The following is a 15,424-nucleotide window of genomic DNA, read 5'->3' as shown; positions in this document are numbered from 1 at the left end:
GGCTCATGACTCAATCGGATTGGCAGACATGGAGTACGACAACGCAGTGGCCTGAAGACACAACCACTAACTTCAAAGCCATTCCTCCTATGATGCGCCGCCGCATGAGTTTGCAAAGTAAGCTTGCTGTGCAAACCGCATTAACATTGCTTGAAGGCAACGAGATCCACTTCTTAGTCTTTGCCAGCCGTCATGGTGAACTGCATCGAACCGCAACATTGATTCAATCCATTCTCGAAGGTGAAGATGCCTCTCCAATGGCCTTTTCCCAATCCGTACATAACACAGCCGCTGGATTAACGACGATTGCCGCTAAAGCCCCGATTCCTCTTAGTTCAATCGCTTCTGGCGTCGACACATTTCATAGTGCATTGATTGAAGCCTATCTCTATTTAAGCCAGTACCCTGAGCATAAAGTCATGGTCATCGATTTCGACCAGCCCCTGCCTGAGCTTTACAAAGAGTATGAAACCCAAGTGTATTCTGATTACGCGCTAGGGTTGGTGCTAAGCCAAGGGAGTGCGTATTCTCTCAACAGAGAAACCTCAAATGTTGAGTCACAGGAAACTCCTCTTCCACAAGGTTTGCTATTCCTCCAGCACTACCTAAACAATCAATCAAGCTGGCAAATCTCTGGCAAACGTCAAACTTGGTCGTGGGTTAAGCATTGTGAATAAGCTGAATCAATATTGGCGAGTGTTCGCCACGGGACTGTGCTTTTCGATCTTTGGCCTAGGTGGTTTAGTTCTGAGTTTTATCATCCTGCCTCTGTTTGCAATCACCACACCTAATACCATTCAACGTGAGCTCAAAGCGCAACGTTTAATCCGTTTTACGTTTAATGCATTCTGCCGAATCATGAAATTCACCGGTGCCATTGATTACCGAATTGATGGTATAGAGACTCTACAGAAAGATCGCAACTGCATCATTGTTGCCAATCACCCAAGTCTCATTGATTACGTTCTTATCGCATCTCAACTGCCTCAGTGTGATTGCCTAGTTAAGGCCGCGATTTGGGAAAACCCGTTTATGAAGCGTATTGTAAAAGCGGCAGGATATATCCCTAATCAAGCGCCCGATGATTTACTTGAACGTTGCGAAGAGCGATTTTCTCGTGGCAACGTGTTACTGGTTTTTCCTGAGGGAACACGAACAACTCCCGGCATCACACCATCTTTACAGCGCGGTGCAGCGCAAATTGCTACTCGAACTGAGACCGATTTACGTGTCATTCACATCACGGTAACGCCTTCATTTCTCACTAAAGAGAAGAAGTGGTACCAAGTTCCTTCGACGAAACCCTTTTTTCATGTCTCAGTCAAAGGTAAAATAGAAGTGACACCCTTTATTGAGAGCTCAAATAATTTAACTTCTGCGGCAAGGCGCTTAAATCGGCACCTTGCGGAAAACATTTTTCCAGAGCAAGAATAATAAGCCTCTCAACACACTTTTGATTTGGGTAAATGTGATTCTATTCGTTCGCATTTACTCGCATTTAATATAGACAAGTAGGCCAAAGTGGAAACATTACATAACGAACTAAAACAGCTGATCATTGATGCTCTCAACCTTGAAGATATGAGCATTGATGAAATTGAAACTGAAGCTCCACTGTTTGGTGATGGTTTGGGTCTAGACTCGATTGATGCGCTTGAGCTTGGCCTAGCAATTAAGAAGAAATACAACATCGTGATTGACGCTGATGATTCAAACACACGTCAGCACTTCGCTTCTGTTGCTAATCTCGCAAACTACATCACATCTCAAACGAACAACTAGAAAGATTTCCTTATGACACAAGCAAACCAACAAGAAGTATTTAATCAGGTTAAAGATGCGCTTATCGAGCTATTCGAGCTAGATTCTGAAGAAATCACGCCAGAAGCACACCTTTATCAAGATCTTGACCTTGATAGCATTGATGCTGTGGATCTGGTTGTTCACTTGCAAAATGTAACAGGCAAAAAGATCAAACCTGAAGAGTTCAAAACAGTACGCACCGTGAATGACGTGGTTGAATCTGTCGTTGAACTTCTCAAGGACGCATAGTGCGCCCCCTGCTGACTTTATTGTCGGCACTGATCATCTTCTCCTACCCAATAGCCGTTTACTTTGGACTCAATAAATTTGGCCTGCAAGCGGTAGGAGGCGTATTGGCCACTGTGTTTCTGGTAAGAATCATGACCGGTGGTCAAGCTAAGATCAAAGAACTTAAACACCTTGCTTGGGTGAGTGGTGGCGCAGGTTTAACGTTACTACTGCTAGGCATGGTCTTTAAACAGCACGGTTGGCTGACCTACTATCCGGTTATCGTCAATCTGTGTATGTTCACTGTGTTTGCCCTGAGCCTCACTCAACCTCAAACAATTATTGAGCGCCTTGCTCGATTACAAGAACCAGAACTGCCACAAAGCGGCATCGACTACACAAGAAAGGTGACCAAGGTGTGGTGTGTCTTCTTTGTGCTCAATGGTGCCATCGCACTCTATACTTGTTTCCAATCTCTTGAGTTGTGGACACTTTACAACGGCCTAATCAGTTACCTGCTAGCTGGTGTTTTGTTTGCCGTCGAGTGGATAGTCCGACAACGCGTACGCCAAAGCTAAAATTATGAACCAAAGTCCCCGCTATACTTCTCTCGCTCAGCTGTTCCAAGCGGACAGATCTCTAGATTCTGTTATCTGCTTTGATGACAAGTTACAGATCAGCTGGCAAGAATTTCACAATGATGTAGCGAAACTTTGTGGTCTGTTATCCGACTCACCTGCACAACGTACCGCTATTTGTACTCAAGACAGTTACCTATTCACTGTCGCATTTATTGCTTGTGCTTTATCCAGCAAGCAGATTGTGCTGCCGGGTAATTATCAACCGGAAGCGCTCTTTGAGCTCAGTAGCGAATATGACCTGCTGTTGGTTGATGAAAGTATTCAAGTGGTGGGCAACACCAACGTACTGCTCCTATCTAACCAACTCTTTGATACTCAAACGAACGATACCATCAATGAGTCTATCGATCTTGGTGCAGTCAAACTGGTTCTATTCACTTCAGGCTCAAGCGGCACGCCGAAAGCGATACACAAAACACTGCAGCAACTTGATATTGAGATTGCAGAGCTCAGTAAAAACTGGCAATCGATGCTGACAGGCAGCCGTGTTCATAGCACGGTCTCACACCAGCACATCTATGGTTTGTTATTTCGTATCTTGTGGCCGCTCTGTTCATCCGTACCTTTTTCGCGCTTCAATTTAGAGTATCCAGAGCAGATCGTTTCACATGCCGACTCACAAATGGTATTGGTCAGCAGCCCTGCGCTTTTGAAACGTCTTTCAGAAGAGCAAAGTGCGAAACCTCTCGTGGGTGTTTTCTCGTCTGGTGGTCCACTTCCATTAGAAGCAGCTCAACAAGCTCGCACTCTATTTGGTGAACTGCCTATCGAAGTTTTTGGCAGCACAGAAACAGGCGGAATCGCCTACCGCCAACAAGTTAATACTCAAACCCCTTGGCAACTCTTTTCATGCATTAAAGCTGAGTTGAACCAAGAAAATTGCATCAAATTGCTGTCGCCTTATATTGATAGAGACAATTGGTACCAAACGGCTGATGAGTGTGAAATGGTCTCTGACAACCAATTCATTCTTAAAGGCCGTACCGACCGAATCATTAAAATTGAAGAAAAACGTATCTCTCTGGTCGAAGTAGAGAAGCGCCTTGAGCAGCTTTCGTGGATTAATGAGTGCGCCGTTATCCCATTTGAAGAACCAAATCGTTTGATTCTCGCCTCTGTCATCGTACTTTCCGATGAGGGAAAACAAATGCTTAGTAGTGTCGGTAAAGGCAAGTTTTGGTTACTATTACGCAATGAGCTCAGAAAGTGGCTTGAACCCATTGCGGTACCAAGGCGTTTTAGAGTAGTTGAAGAGATCCCGCTCAATAGCCAAGGAAAGCGACTCACTCCGCAGATAGAACAAATCATAAACGCGCAATAGCTCGCCTTAAGCGACGTCATTAAAACAATAAAGTAAAGCCAGTGTTATGGACAAAAGAAAGCCAACCATCTTACAGATTGAGACCCAAACAACGGAGTCGACACTCACCTTTAAAGTGGACGCCGATTTAACCGACTTTAAAGGCCACTTTAAGGGCTTTCCTATCCTGCCCGGCGTCACTCAGATTGATTGGGCGCTCGCCTATGCGATCCAGGAGTTGGCCGTTCCATCTCAATTTAAAGGCATGGAAGTGATCAAGTTCCAAGAGCCGATTTTACCTGATGCGACAGTTACATTGACGCTAAAGTGGGACTCAGACAAACAGAAACTGGCGTTTAACTACACGTCAGATAACGGCAACTGCACTCACTCATCTGGCAAAATGAAGCTGGGAGAAAAAAGTGAATAGCATGGCGAGCATTGAAACCCAAACAAGCTACCAAGCCTGTTTTTTGATTCCCTGCTATAACCATGGCTCAACAGTGGCAGCGGTTATTGAATCCCTTAAAAGCTATGCGCTACCAATTATTTTGGTCGATGACGGGAGTAATACCGAAACCAAGCAGCACCTAAAACCACTGGCTGAGCTTGATAACGTAACTTTGGTGACTCTAATCGAGAACCAAGGCAAAGGCGGTGCCGTCAAAGCGGGAATTGAACAAGCTCAACACCTGGGTTTCAGCCATGCCATTCAGATTGATGCTGACGGTCAACACGATCTAGAGGCTCTACCTAAACTTCTTGAAAAATCGCAAGCATCGCCGACCCACCTTATTTCTGGGCAGCCTGTCTATGATGACAGTGTGCCTAAATCACGTCTTTACGGACGTTACGCGACGCATATTTGGGTGTGGATAGAGACCCTGTCTTTCTCAATCAAAGACAGCATGTGTGGCTTCCGAGCCTACCCGATTGCTGCAACGCAAGCTGTACTCAATAAATATGATGTTGGCTCACGCATGGACTTCGATATCGAAGTACTGGTGAGTTTGTACTGGGAAGGCTGCGATATTGATTTTATAGACACTCGCGTTATCTACCCTGAGGGCGGTATCTCGCACTTTGATGCACTGTGGGACAACGTAAAAATCAGTTGGATGCATACTCGACTGTTTTTCGGCATGCTACCACGAGCCCCAAAACTGATTGCCCGTCACTTCAATAGAGAAGAAGAAAGCACCAGCAAACAACCCCATTGGTCACGCACTCAAGAGCGCGGCACGGTGCTAGGGATCAAACTACTGTTGATGATCTACACGCTGCTAGGACGCGGTGTCTTCAATCTGATCCTCAAAGGCGTGATGCGTTACTACCACCTAACAGGGAAACGTGCACGTGAAGCTTCTGAACATTATCTGCATACATTGAAGCTCTATGCTGAGCAGCACAATATTGATCTGCCAAGTAACCTAACCAGCTACCATCATTTGCTTTCGTTTGGTCACACCATGCTGGATAAGCTTGCCGCTTGGAAAGGTGACTTCTCAGTTGAGAACCTAACGATTCACGGACAAGACCAGTTTGAAAAAATGGTCAACAATGAACAAGGTGTGGTTATCCTAGGCTCTCACCTTGGTAATATCGAACTTTGTCGCGCACTCGGTCGTAGACACTCAAACATTAAGATCAACGCACTGGTCTTTACGGAGCATGCCGAACGCTTTAACTCGGTAATGAAAGCGGTAAACCCAAACTCAGACTTAAACCTTATCCAAGTCAGCTCAATGGGACCTGATACCGCCATCTTGCTTCAACAGAAGCTTGAGCAAGGCGAGTGGATCGTGATTGTTGGCGATCGTACCTCCACCAGCAAAGAGAGTCGCTCAGTATGGGCGGAGTTTTTAGGACAAGAAGCACCATTCCCACAAGGGCCATTTATGCTCGCTTCTGTTCTTAAAGCCCCCGTATTTCTACTCTTTGGGCTAAGAGACGATAGCAGTAAAAAACCTCACTTTAACGTCTACTTTGAACATTTTAGCGACAAGATAGTCTTACCAAGAAAGACACGAGAACAGACATTGCAAGAGGTGGTGCAGCAGTACGCTGACCGACTTCAGCACTACACATTGAAGGCACCCCTTCAGTGGTATAACTTTTTTAATTTTTGGACATTGAGCAATCAGCACCATGACGAAAAAGAATCAAAATAGCATCACATTTGGTGCAGAGCGCCTAACGATCGAAGACGTTGTCGCGATCTCTCAAGGTGCTTCAGCAAGCATGAACACCGACCCAGCCTTCACCTCTAAAATTGATCGAGGCGTGGCATTTCTTGAGCGCCTTTTGAAAGAAGAAGGGGTAATTTACGGTGTAACAACTGGCTATGGTGATTCGTGTACCGTTGCTATCCCACCTAACTTGGTAGATGAGCTGCCTCTGCACCTGACTCGCTTCCACGGCTGTGGCTTAGGTGAAACGCTGACTCATGATCAAGCTCGTGCGGTATTAGCGACTCGTCTATGTTCACTTTCTCAAGGTGTTTCTGGAGTTAGCCACGATCTGCTCAACCAAATCGTTACTCTGATCAACAATGACATTGCACCGCGTATCCCTCAAGAAGGCTCGGTAGGTGCAAGCGGCGACTTAACACCACTCTCCTACCTAGCGGCTGCACTCATTGGCGAACGCGATGTGTTGTACAAGGGTGAAGTGCGACCAACGAGCGATGTATACAACGAACTAGGCATTACACCGATTAAGCTGAAGCCAAAAGAGGGCTTAGCGCTGATGAACGGGACATCGGTAATGACAGCGCTTGCATGTATCGCCTACAAGCGTGCTGAATACCTATCTCAGCTATCGACCAAAATCACCGCCATGGTATCAGTAGGTATGCACGGTAATGACTTCCACTTCGACGAAGCGCTGTTTGCTGTGAAGCCTCATCCAGGCCAGCAACAGGTTGCCGCTTGGTTACGTGATGACTTGCAAGCTGATCGTCCGCCGCGCAATAGCGACCGCCTACAAGATCGTTATTCACTGCGCTGCGCACCGCACGTTATTGGTGTAGTGGAAGACTCACTGCCGTGGTTGCGTCAAATGATTGAGAACGAACTCAACAGCGCTAACGACAATCCAATCATTGATGGCGATAACGAGCGTGTATTGCATGGCGGTCACTTCTACGGTGGTCACATCGCAATGGCTATGGATACGTTAAAAACTGCAATCGCTAACCTTGCTGATCTGCTTGACCGTCAAATGGCGCAGTTAATGGATTACAAATTCAACAATGGCCTTCCGTTTAACCTAACGGGTGCTCAAGGTGAGCGTAAGCCAATCAACCACGGCTTTAAAGCAGTTCAGATTGGTATCTCAGCTTGGACGGCAGAAGCGCTAAAACACACTATGCCAGCAAGCGTGTTCTCTCGCTCGACCGAGTGTCATAACCAAGACAAAGTCAGCATGGGTACGATCGCCGCTCGTGATTGCTTGCGAGTACTAGAGCTGACCGAGCAAGTTGCCGCAGCTTCACTCTTAGCTGCAACACAAGCGCTAGAGCTACGTAAACGTGCCAATGAGCTCGACGAACACCACATGAGTGACAACTTGAAGCAGATCCGTGACCAAGTGATGCAAGAGTTTGAGTTTGTTGTTGAAGATCGCCCATTAGAAAGCGATCTGCGCTTGTTCATCCAGCGTATCCAACAGCAGCACTGGACACTGTACTAAGCCGCCTAACTGTATTGACGAAAGAGCCAACTATGTCTGACATCCTTCATCCACTTTCAGCTGAGGTTACCATTGTGACCTCATTCCAAGACGCCGACCCAATGGGCGTTATCTATCATGGCAATTACTTCCGTTTTTTTGAGGAAGCAAGGCGCATCATGATGGACAAGCTAAAGTACAACTACCATGAGATGAAGGACTCAGGCTACATGTGGCCGATCATTGATACTCGTGTGAAGTATGTTAAGGCGATCCCATTCAACCATGAGATTACAGTGACAGCACGACTCACTGAATGGGAAAATCGACTGCGTGTCGACTACGAGATTCATGATGCAAAGACAGGCCAAAGAATGACTCGTGCTCACACTATGCAAGTTGCTGTCGCAATTGAGACAGAAGAGATGTGTTTTGCATCTCCAAGCGCTCTCACGGACAAGGTAGAACACTGGCATCAATACGGCTGCTTGAGTGAAGAGAGCTCATTTACTGCTACTAAAGAGAAGTCTTGTCATGAATCCGCCTAGCTGTCGCCCTTTGACCTCATTAACAACCTGTACCCAAGTGCTGTTGTGTTGCTTTCTGAGCTTGTTCGTTGCTGCTAATGTTTGGGCTGACTCAGAAAAAGTAGAAGTAAAGACACTTGCTGATTTACAGACAACATTGAGTCACCAATCCATCATTCGTGGCGACTTCACTCAAACTCGCACGATGGAGATGTTCGATCAGCCGCTGTTATCGCAGGGTTCCTTTCTGCTTGATAAAGCAAACGGTCTATTGTGGAACCAAGCTACACCATTCCCTGTGCATTTGGTTCTGACTAACAATAAGCTTAGCCAACGCTTTGGTGAGCAACCTGCGCAAGTGATCACCGACAAAGAGAACCCGATGGCATTTTACTTCAGCCATATATTTCTTTCGGTGTTTCATGGCGATACTCAAAAACTGACAGAGCAATTTTCGTTGGATTTTTCACCAAGCGATGCAAATACAAGTTGGACTCTCTCATTAACGCCAAAGCATGCACCAATGAATGCCGTTTTTGAGCGCATTGTTTTGCAAGGCAAGAGCGACATTGAACGCATCGAACTCAAGGAAATTCGAGGCGATAGCACGCTAATCGAATTCTCTAACTTCAACCACCAACCACAAAGACTCACGGATGACGAAGCACAGCAGTTCCAACTCTAAATTTGCCTTAACCTGGCTTATCCTCGTCATTTTTTTTAGCGGATTGTTAATCAAACAATTCGCTTTTTCTTCTGCAGTACCGATTGAAACCAATATTCTGAAGTTACTTCCAAAGAATCAGCAAGATCCTTTGGCAGAGCAGGCTTTCCAGCAACTTTCAAACTCAATGAGCGAGCAGGTGCTGTTTTTAGTCGCTTCCGAATCAGCCAAGCAAGCGATCGCTGCTGCTGCAAGTTTTGAAAGTGGTTTAAATCATGACATGTTTGCCAACGAGTCCCCGCTGTTTTCTAAAGTTCAGGGGAAAGTCAGTGCCAATACGCAAAGCCAATGGAGTGATTTCTATTTTCAGCATAGAGCCCAGCTCCTCACAGAACAGCAGAAGCAGACCTTAGAGCATGCGCCAGAGAACCAAGTTCAATACGTGATCCAATCTCTGTACAACCCGTTTTCAGGAGTGACCGCAACAGAGTTGTCACTGGATCCATTTTTACTGTTCCGTGATTACATTGGTGAAGTCGGCAAGACCACCAGTAACTTTACCCTTCAAGAGCACTACCTAACAACGCAGTCCGCAGGGCAAACTCATGTGTTGATAACCGCCACTTTGGCTGGGTCTCCATACAGTCTGAGTACGCAAGAGAAGCTGCCGCTAATCGAGTCGATTGAGCAAAATATCGAAAAAGAGTTCGGTGTTGAAATTGCGCATACTGGCGTAGTGTTTTATGCCGACTATGGGACCAAGAGTGCTAAGTCTGAAATCAATACCATTGGTCTTGGTTCTTTAGCCGGGATCATTATTCTGATTTGGGTGACATTCCGCAGCGCCCTTCCCCTCGCCTTGTCATTAATCTCTATCGGCACTGGATTGTTGGTTGCGCTGGCTAGTACGGTCGCTATTTTTGGCCAAGTGCATTTATTCAGTTTGGTTTTTGGCGCGAGCTTAATCGGTGTCTCTATTGATTACTCTTTCCACTACCTTACCGACCGGCTAGTTGCAGGGTCTCGCTGGCAGAGTGATAAGGGGTTACAACATATTTTAATGGCGATAAGTCTTGGCTTAGTGACTAGCTTAATCGGCTACTTAGGATTACTGATTGCCCCGTTCCCCGGTCTACAACAATTGGCGATGTTCTCGTCTATTGGCCTATTTGCTGCCTACGCGACTGTGGTTTGTTGGTATCCGCTGTTAGCTAAACGACCAAGCAAAGACCGACCGCTACCTTTGGCTTTTCTACTGAATTCATGGCTTCAGCTTTGGAACAAACCAGCCCTGCGCTACGCATTGCCAACACTCATTGCCGCGGCCAGCATCGTCGCATTGACCCAGATTCAATACGATGATGACATTCGTCAGTTGCAGGCAATGCCCGAGACACTAAAGGCGCAAGAGCAAACCATCACATCAGTATCGGGGATTGGCAGCAGTCAATCGATGCTATTGGTGACCGCTGGTAACAATCAAGCGCTGCTTAAATCACTGCAGCGCCTTGGAGGTAAGCTGGATCAACTGGTCAGCAATGGGACTCTTTCTGGTTATCGAAGTATCCACCAGCTCCTGCCGACGACTCATGAACAGAAGCTCAACTATCAACTGGTCAGTGAGTTGTATCGAAATCAAAGCCAATCTCTGCAAAGCGGATTGGGCTGGGCAAGCTTTCCTGAACTCCCTGCGTATCAAGAGATCACGGTGACCAACTTCTTACGTTCACCAGTGTCAGAACCCATGCGTTCATTGTGGCTTGAGCCAATCAATGGTCAACAAGCCGCAATCGTGCTGCTCCAAGACATTCATGACGCGCAGCGTTTTGACGCGTGGTTAAACAGTAAAGAAACTCAGCTTTTAGGCATTAAGTATCTCAACAAAGCAGATGAAATCTCTTCACTATTTTCTGAGTATCGAGTCAAAGTACTGGAGCTATTGCTGGTAGCACTGGCTGGTATTGGGCTAGTTCTAGGTTGGCGCTATGGTCCTAAAAGAGCCATCATCATGCTGCTACCATCTATCATTGCCGGAGCTGCAGGGCTTGGCGTTACTGCTGCTGTCGGCTCAAGCATCAATCTCTTCAATCTACTCGGCCTAATTCTGATCTTAGGTATAGGTATCGATTACACCCTATTCTTTGCAGAGCAGAAGAGATCGCTTGGCACCCTACTCGCGATATCGCTCTCTGGGATTACCACTCTCCTCTCTTTTGGATTGTTATCCCTGAGCCAGACTCACGCTATTCATAGTTTTGGTGTCACGGTGCTCACGGGCATATTTGTGGCTTGGTTACTGTCTCCAATGGCGATAGGAACTGAAGGTAATCTAGCGAAAAGAAGGACAAAATAATGGTTCTACCGCATCTTAAAACGTGGCGATATACGATGAAAATCTGTGCAGCCTTTGCACTGGCTATCACTTTAAGTGCTTGTTCTCTTGGCCCACAGAATACTCGCCAAGCCATGGTCACCATTGACGAAAGCACACAAGTTGCGCTCCCTAAGCCCATACAGCTCGGCTATGAATTGACGGCGAGCCAACTGATTGCGGCGAGCTGGGGTGAAACACAACAACAGCTACCGGTACAACTGCAAGTTAATCAAAACAAGGTAGTACTCGCAGGGTTCTCCTCTTGGGGCACCCGAATTTTATCTCTTCAGTATCAAGATGATACAATCGAGACGCAGGTATTAACCGGGCTAGATGACACCCTGCCAGCACCAGAACAAGTACTGTTCAATCTCATGCTAACGCTATGGCCAATCGAGGCATGGCAAAATTCGATGAGCGACATAGGTTGGCACATTGTTGAAACAGCCAACCAGCGTGTCGTCTACGATGAGAACAACACACCGATCATCGAAATCCGCTACTTTGCGACAGATGAACAACAGAAAGTAGAGGGAGACATTGTGTTTGAACATCTCACACAGGGTTATCGCATCAATATCCAAACCCTAAGCTCAAACCTAACCACTCCAGCAACGAAGAACGAAACACTATGACGATTTACATTCATGCTTGTGGTTTTCACTCCGCTTTGGGAGCCAACCACGACGAGATTCATCAGCGCTTACAAAGCGGTGCAGGCTCTAATATGGTGGAAGCACTCGACGTGTTAAATGATGGGCAGCCAACTATCGTCGGGCGAGTTGAAGGTGAGCTTCCAAGCATCCGCGCACCTTTTGAGGCTTACAACTCGCGTAACAATCGTCTTGCCTTATCTGCGTTATCGCAAATAGAGTCAGAGATCGAGCAAGCTAAAGCCAAATATGGCCATGAGCGAATTGCCGTTGTCATAGGGACAAGTACATCCGGCATTTCAGATGGCGAACTCGCTTTCACAGAGAAGTTAGAAAATGAACAATTTCCTCAGTCATTCCACTATTCCAAACAAGAGCTCGGCAATATCAGCGAGTTCGTAAGCCACTATTACGATCTGCAAGGTCCAAACTACGCTATCTCTACCGCCTGCTCTTCAAGTGGGCGCGTGTTTTTGAGTGCTAAGAGACTACTCAACTCAGGCATGGTCGATGCTGTCATTGTTGGCGGTGTCGACACCCTATGCAAACTAACCTTAAACGGTTTTCATGGCTTAGAAGCCTTATCTACAGAGCATTGTCAGCCGTTCAGTGCTCAGCGTAAAGGTATCAATATAGGTGAGGCAGCGGCCTTCATGTTACTGAGCAAAGAGACACCGAAACAGCCATCCATCGCGCTGCTCGGTTGCGGCGATAGCTCCGACGCTCACCATATTTCAGCACCACACCCGGAGGGTAATGGTGCAGAGCAAGCAATGCTAAAAGCACTCAGTGATGCCGAGCTAAAGCCAGAACAGATTGGCTATGTCAATGCCCATGGCACAGCAACACCACTCAATGACTCCATGGAAAGCAAAGCGATCTCACGCGTCTTTCCAAACAAGGTACTAGTGAGTTCAACCAAACCACTGACAGGTCACACCCTTGGGGCAGCCAGTGCGGTAGAGGCAGCCATCGCATGGCATATCCTTAATTTCGATTTATCGCTTCCCTTACAAAAATGTCAGGATAAAGCTGAAGATATCGATATTGATTTGGTAGACTGTTGCCAAAAGCTCAAATCAAAAAACATCTTAAGCAACTCGTTTGCCTTTGGTGGAAACAACATTAGCCTGATTTTTGGTGTAGTAAATGACTAATATACCTTCGGTAGACCAACTTCTTCCCCATGATGATCCGATGATTCTTATCGACAGAGCGATCAAGATTGAAGAACAAGCGATTCACTGCCAGGTGGATATTGGTGAACACCATCTATTCTACGATTCAGAATCTCAAACTATGCCTGCTTATGTGGGCATTGAGTTTATGGCTCAGTCTGTCGCTGCATGGTCTGGGTATCATGCATTGAATCAAGGCGAGCAGCCTCCCATTGGTTTTCTTTTAGGTTCGCGTCGATACAAATCGCTTTGCGACCATTTTACTAAGGGTCAAACCTTAGATATCTATGCAGAACAATTGATGGAAGATAGCGGCATGGCGGTGTTCACAGCAAAAGTGGAGCACCAAGGTGAGTTGGTGGCTCAATGCCAACTTAATGTTTACGTGCCAACAGAACAAAAATTACAAGAAATGAAAACGAGGAGCCAGTCATGACTCGCCAAGTATTAGTCACCGGTGCCAGCAAAGGTATTGGTAAGGCCATTGCTATTCAACTTGCCAAAGATGGCTTTCACATTGCTGTTCACTATATGGGTGACAAACAGGGTGCTCAAGAGACTCTAGAGCAAATAGAATCAGAAGGAGGCTCAGGCCGTCTGATTCAGTTTGATATCAGTAACCGTGAACAATGCCGAGAGACACTTGAAGCAGATATTGCCGAGCACGGTGCTTACTACGGCGTAGTAAACAATGCGGGGATTACTCGTGACACGGCTTTTCCAGCTATGACAGAAGAAGAGTGGGATGGCGTTATCCATACCAACCTAGATAGCTTCTACAACGTACTTCACCCTTGTGTGATGCCGATGGTTCAAAAGCGCAAAGGTGGTCGAATTGTCACTCTAGCATCTGTATCTGGCATCATGGGTAACCGCGGTCAAACTAACTACAGTGCAGCGAAAGCGGGTGTTATTGGTGCAACCAAATCGCTAGCGCTAGAACTGGCAAAACGCAAAATTACCGTTAACTGTGTCGCGCCGGGTCTGATTGATACCGGTATGGTTGATGAACATGTGAAAGAGCACGCGCTACCACAAGTTCCACTACGCCGCATGGGCGAGCCGGAAGAAGTCGCAGGCTTAGTGAGCTACCTAATGTCTGATATTGCTGCTTATGTCACTCGTCAGGTGATCTCAGTAAATGGAGGTTTAGTATGACCCGCCGTGTAGTAGTAACGGGGATGTCAGGTGTTACAGCCTTTGGCAACAACTGGCAAGAAATCGAACCAAAACTAAAAGCGTGCGAGAACGCGACTCAGTACATGCCAAGCTTTGAGCAGTATGATGGCCTCAACACCAAACTCGCAGCACCGATTGACGACTTCCAACTGCCAAAGCACTACAAACGCAAGCAAGTTCGTGGCATGGGTCGTGTATCCCGCCTAGCAACGGTAGCGACCGAGAACGCTCTTGAGCAAGCTGGCTTAATTGGCCATGACGTATTAACCAACGGTGAAACTGGCATTGCTTACGGCTCTTCAACTGGCAGTACTGATGCGGTTGGTGCGTTTGGTGTCATGCTCAACGAGAAATCGACACGAGCAATTACAGCAACCACATACGTACAGATGATGCCACACACTGCTGCGGTGAACGTGGGTCTGTTCTTTGGTCTACGAGGCCGCGTGATTCCTACCAGCAGCGCATGTACGTCCGGAAGCCAAGCCATCGGTTACGCTTATGAAGCGATCAAACATGGCTACCAAACTGTGATGGTCGCTGGTGGTGGTGAAGAGCTTTGCCCAACAGAATCTGCGGTGTTCGATACCCTTTTTGCAACCAGTTTGAAAAACGACACACCAAAGAAATCGCCAAGCCCATACGACAGTGAGCGCGATGGCCTGGTAATTGGTGAAGGTGCAGGTACTCTGATCCTTGAAGAGTACGAGCATGCGGTAGCACGTGGCGCTAAGATTTATGCTGAAATAATCGGCTTTGCGAGCAACTGTGATGCCGCCCACGTGACCCAGCCTCAAATGGAAACCATGCAGATCTGTATGGAAAAAGCCCTTAAAGATGCAGACCTTGCTGCAGACAAAATTGGTTATGTTTCAGCACACGGCACCGCGACAGAGAAAGGTGACATTGCCGAGAGTAACGCGACTGCGAACATCTTTGGTGAAGTGCCTATCAGTTCACTCAAGAGTTACTTTGGTCATACGCTAGGTGCGTGTGGCGCGATTGAAGCATGGCTCAGTCTAGAGATGATGCACGGCGGTTGGTTCAGTCCAACTCTTAACCTTGAAAATGTCGATGAACAGTGCGGTAAGCTTGATTACATCACGGGGCAAGGTCGTGAACTAGATGTTGAGTATCTGATGAGCAACAACTTTGCCTTCGGTGGTATCAACACCTCTATCATCTTTAAGAAAATCTAGGTTCGA

At 46.8% G+C, this 15,424-nt stretch carries 17 protein-coding genes; all 17 read left to right on the top strand.

What is annotated here, in order from left to right:
- Window positions 1–677, top strand: a 677-nt coding sequence (locus AC6R05_RS20610; protein WP_500648486.1) for a beta-ketoacyl synthase chain length factor, incomplete at its 5' end; no start/stop codon positions are given.
- The gene (locus AC6R05_RS20605; RefSeq protein ID WP_285467893.1) at window positions 670–1,434 is read left to right on the top strand and encodes a lysophospholipid acyltransferase family protein; all 765 of its coding nucleotides are present in this window, start codon (window positions 670–672) and stop codon (window positions 1,432–1,434) included. The genes AC6R05_RS20610 and AC6R05_RS20605, both read left to right, overlap by 8 nt.
- 87 nt (window positions 1,435–1,521) lie before the next feature.
- The gene (locus AC6R05_RS20600) at window positions 1,522–1,782 is read left to right on the top strand and encodes a phosphopantetheine-binding protein (protein ID WP_032550101.1); all 261 of its coding nucleotides are present in this window, start codon (window positions 1,522–1,524) and stop codon (window positions 1,780–1,782) included.
- 12 nt (window positions 1,783–1,794) lie between these two features.
- Entirely contained in the window at window positions 1,795–2,052 is a 258-nt protein-coding gene (locus AC6R05_RS20595; RefSeq protein WP_331441695.1) for an acyl carrier protein, read from the top strand.
- On the top strand, window positions 2,052–2,609 hold the full coding sequence (locus AC6R05_RS20590; RefSeq protein ID WP_500648485.1) for a COG4648 family protein: 558 nt from the start codon (window positions 2,052–2,054) through the stop codon (window positions 2,607–2,609). The genes AC6R05_RS20595 and AC6R05_RS20590 overlap by 1 nt, the downstream gene beginning before the upstream one ends.
- A 4-nt stretch (window positions 2,610–2,613) precedes the next feature.
- On the top strand, window positions 2,614–3,993 hold the full coding sequence (locus AC6R05_RS20585) for an AMP-binding protein (RefSeq protein ID WP_500648484.1): 1,380 nt from the start codon (window positions 2,614–2,616) through the stop codon (window positions 3,991–3,993).
- Between the two features lie 46 nt (window positions 3,994–4,039).
- On the top strand, window positions 4,040–4,402 hold the full coding sequence (locus AC6R05_RS20580) for an ApeI family dehydratase (RefSeq protein WP_500648483.1): 363 nt from the start codon (window positions 4,040–4,042) through the stop codon (window positions 4,400–4,402).
- Between the two features lies 1 nt (window position 4,403).
- Window positions 4,404–6,143 (top strand): glycosyltransferase family 2 protein, encoded by a 1,740-nt coding sequence (locus AC6R05_RS20575; RefSeq protein ID WP_500648482.1) that lies wholly within the window; start codon window positions 4,404–4,406, stop codon window positions 6,141–6,143.
- The gene (locus AC6R05_RS20570) at window positions 6,121–7,665 is read left to right on the top strand and encodes an HAL/PAL/TAL family ammonia-lyase (RefSeq protein WP_150871381.1); all 1,545 of its coding nucleotides are present in this window, start codon (window positions 6,121–6,123) and stop codon (window positions 7,663–7,665) included. The genes AC6R05_RS20575 and AC6R05_RS20570 overlap by 23 nt, the downstream gene beginning before the upstream one ends.
- 32 nt (window positions 7,666–7,697) lie before the next feature.
- A complete protein-coding gene (locus AC6R05_RS20565; RefSeq protein ID WP_500648481.1) occupies window positions 7,698–8,192 on the top strand; it encodes an acyl-CoA thioesterase in 495 nt (164 codons plus the stop codon).
- The gene (locus AC6R05_RS20560; protein WP_500648480.1) at window positions 8,179–8,856 is read left to right on the top strand and encodes an outer membrane lipoprotein carrier protein LolA; all 678 of its coding nucleotides are present in this window, start codon (window positions 8,179–8,181) and stop codon (window positions 8,854–8,856) included. Before AC6R05_RS20565 ends, AC6R05_RS20560 begins: the two co-directional genes overlap by 14 nt.
- A complete protein-coding gene (locus tag AC6R05_RS20555) occupies window positions 8,828–11,188 on the top strand; it encodes an MMPL family transporter (RefSeq protein ID WP_500648479.1) in 2,361 nt (786 codons plus the stop codon). Before AC6R05_RS20560 ends, AC6R05_RS20555 begins: the two co-directional genes overlap by 29 nt.
- Complete coding sequence (locus AC6R05_RS20550) at window positions 11,188–11,844, top strand: DUF3261 domain-containing protein (protein WP_500648478.1); 657 nt, start codon at window positions 11,188–11,190, stop codon at window positions 11,842–11,844. The genes AC6R05_RS20555 and AC6R05_RS20550 overlap by 1 nt, the downstream gene beginning before the upstream one ends.
- Entirely contained in the window at window positions 11,841–13,019 is a 1,179-nt protein-coding gene (locus AC6R05_RS20545) for a beta-ketoacyl-[acyl-carrier-protein] synthase family protein (RefSeq protein ID WP_500648477.1), read from the top strand. Before AC6R05_RS20550 ends, AC6R05_RS20545 begins: the two co-directional genes overlap by 4 nt.
- Window positions 13,012–13,476 (top strand): hotdog family protein, encoded by a 465-nt coding sequence (locus AC6R05_RS20540; RefSeq protein ID WP_331440287.1) that lies wholly within the window; start codon window positions 13,012–13,014, stop codon window positions 13,474–13,476. The genes AC6R05_RS20545 and AC6R05_RS20540 overlap by 8 nt, the downstream gene beginning before the upstream one ends.
- Complete coding sequence (locus AC6R05_RS20535) at window positions 13,473–14,198, top strand: 3-ketoacyl-ACP reductase FabG2 (protein ID WP_255231244.1); 726 nt, start codon at window positions 13,473–13,475, stop codon at window positions 14,196–14,198. The genes AC6R05_RS20540 and AC6R05_RS20535 overlap by 4 nt, the downstream gene beginning before the upstream one ends.
- Window positions 14,195–15,418: a beta-ketoacyl-ACP synthase gene (locus AC6R05_RS20530; RefSeq protein WP_500648476.1), complete on the top strand. Its 1,224-nt coding sequence runs from the start codon at window positions 14,195–14,197 to the stop codon at window positions 15,416–15,418. Before AC6R05_RS20535 ends, AC6R05_RS20530 begins: the two co-directional genes overlap by 4 nt.
- The last annotated feature ends 6 nt before the right edge of the window (window positions 15,419–15,424 follow it).

The organism is Vibrio sp. R11-SG3-ISO9, from assembly GCF_059834255.1.
Note: the sequence above shows the minus strand (reverse complement) of the source record. Positions and strands in the feature narration are given on the sequence as shown.

Coding starts and splice junctions, on each gene's coding strand:
- AC6R05_RS20595 (WP_331441695.1), top strand. CDS start 1,795: ATGACACAAGCAAACCAACAAGAAGTATTTAATCAGGTTAAAGATGCG.
- AC6R05_RS20585 (WP_500648484.1), top strand. CDS start 2,614: ATGAACCAAAGTCCCCGCTATACTTCTCTCGCTCAGCTGTTCCAAGCG.
- AC6R05_RS20580 (WP_500648483.1), top strand. CDS start 4,040: ATGGACAAAAGAAAGCCAACCATCTTACAGATTGAGACCCAAACAACG.
- AC6R05_RS20575 (WP_500648482.1), top strand. CDS start 4,404: ATGGCGAGCATTGAAACCCAAACAAGCTACCAAGCCTGTTTTTTGATT.
- AC6R05_RS20570 (WP_150871381.1), top strand. CDS start 6,121: ATGACGAAAAAGAATCAAAATAGCATCACATTTGGTGCAGAGCGCCTA.
- AC6R05_RS20565 (WP_500648481.1), top strand. CDS start 7,698: ATGTCTGACATCCTTCATCCACTTTCAGCTGAGGTTACCATTGTGACC.
- AC6R05_RS20560 (WP_500648480.1), top strand. CDS start 8,179: ATGAATCCGCCTAGCTGTCGCCCTTTGACCTCATTAACAACCTGTACC.
- AC6R05_RS20555 (WP_500648479.1), top strand. CDS start 8,828: ATGACGAAGCACAGCAGTTCCAACTCTAAATTTGCCTTAACCTGGCTT.
- AC6R05_RS20550 (WP_500648478.1), top strand. CDS start 11,188: ATGGTTCTACCGCATCTTAAAACGTGGCGATATACGATGAAAATCTGT.
- AC6R05_RS20545 (WP_500648477.1), top strand. CDS start 11,841: ATGACGATTTACATTCATGCTTGTGGTTTTCACTCCGCTTTGGGAGCC.
- AC6R05_RS20540 (WP_331440287.1), top strand. CDS start 13,012: ATGACTAATATACCTTCGGTAGACCAACTTCTTCCCCATGATGATCCG.
- AC6R05_RS20535 (WP_255231244.1), top strand. CDS start 13,473: ATGACTCGCCAAGTATTAGTCACCGGTGCCAGCAAAGGTATTGGTAAG.
- AC6R05_RS20530 (WP_500648476.1), top strand. CDS start 14,195: ATGACCCGCCGTGTAGTAGTAACGGGGATGTCAGGTGTTACAGCCTTT.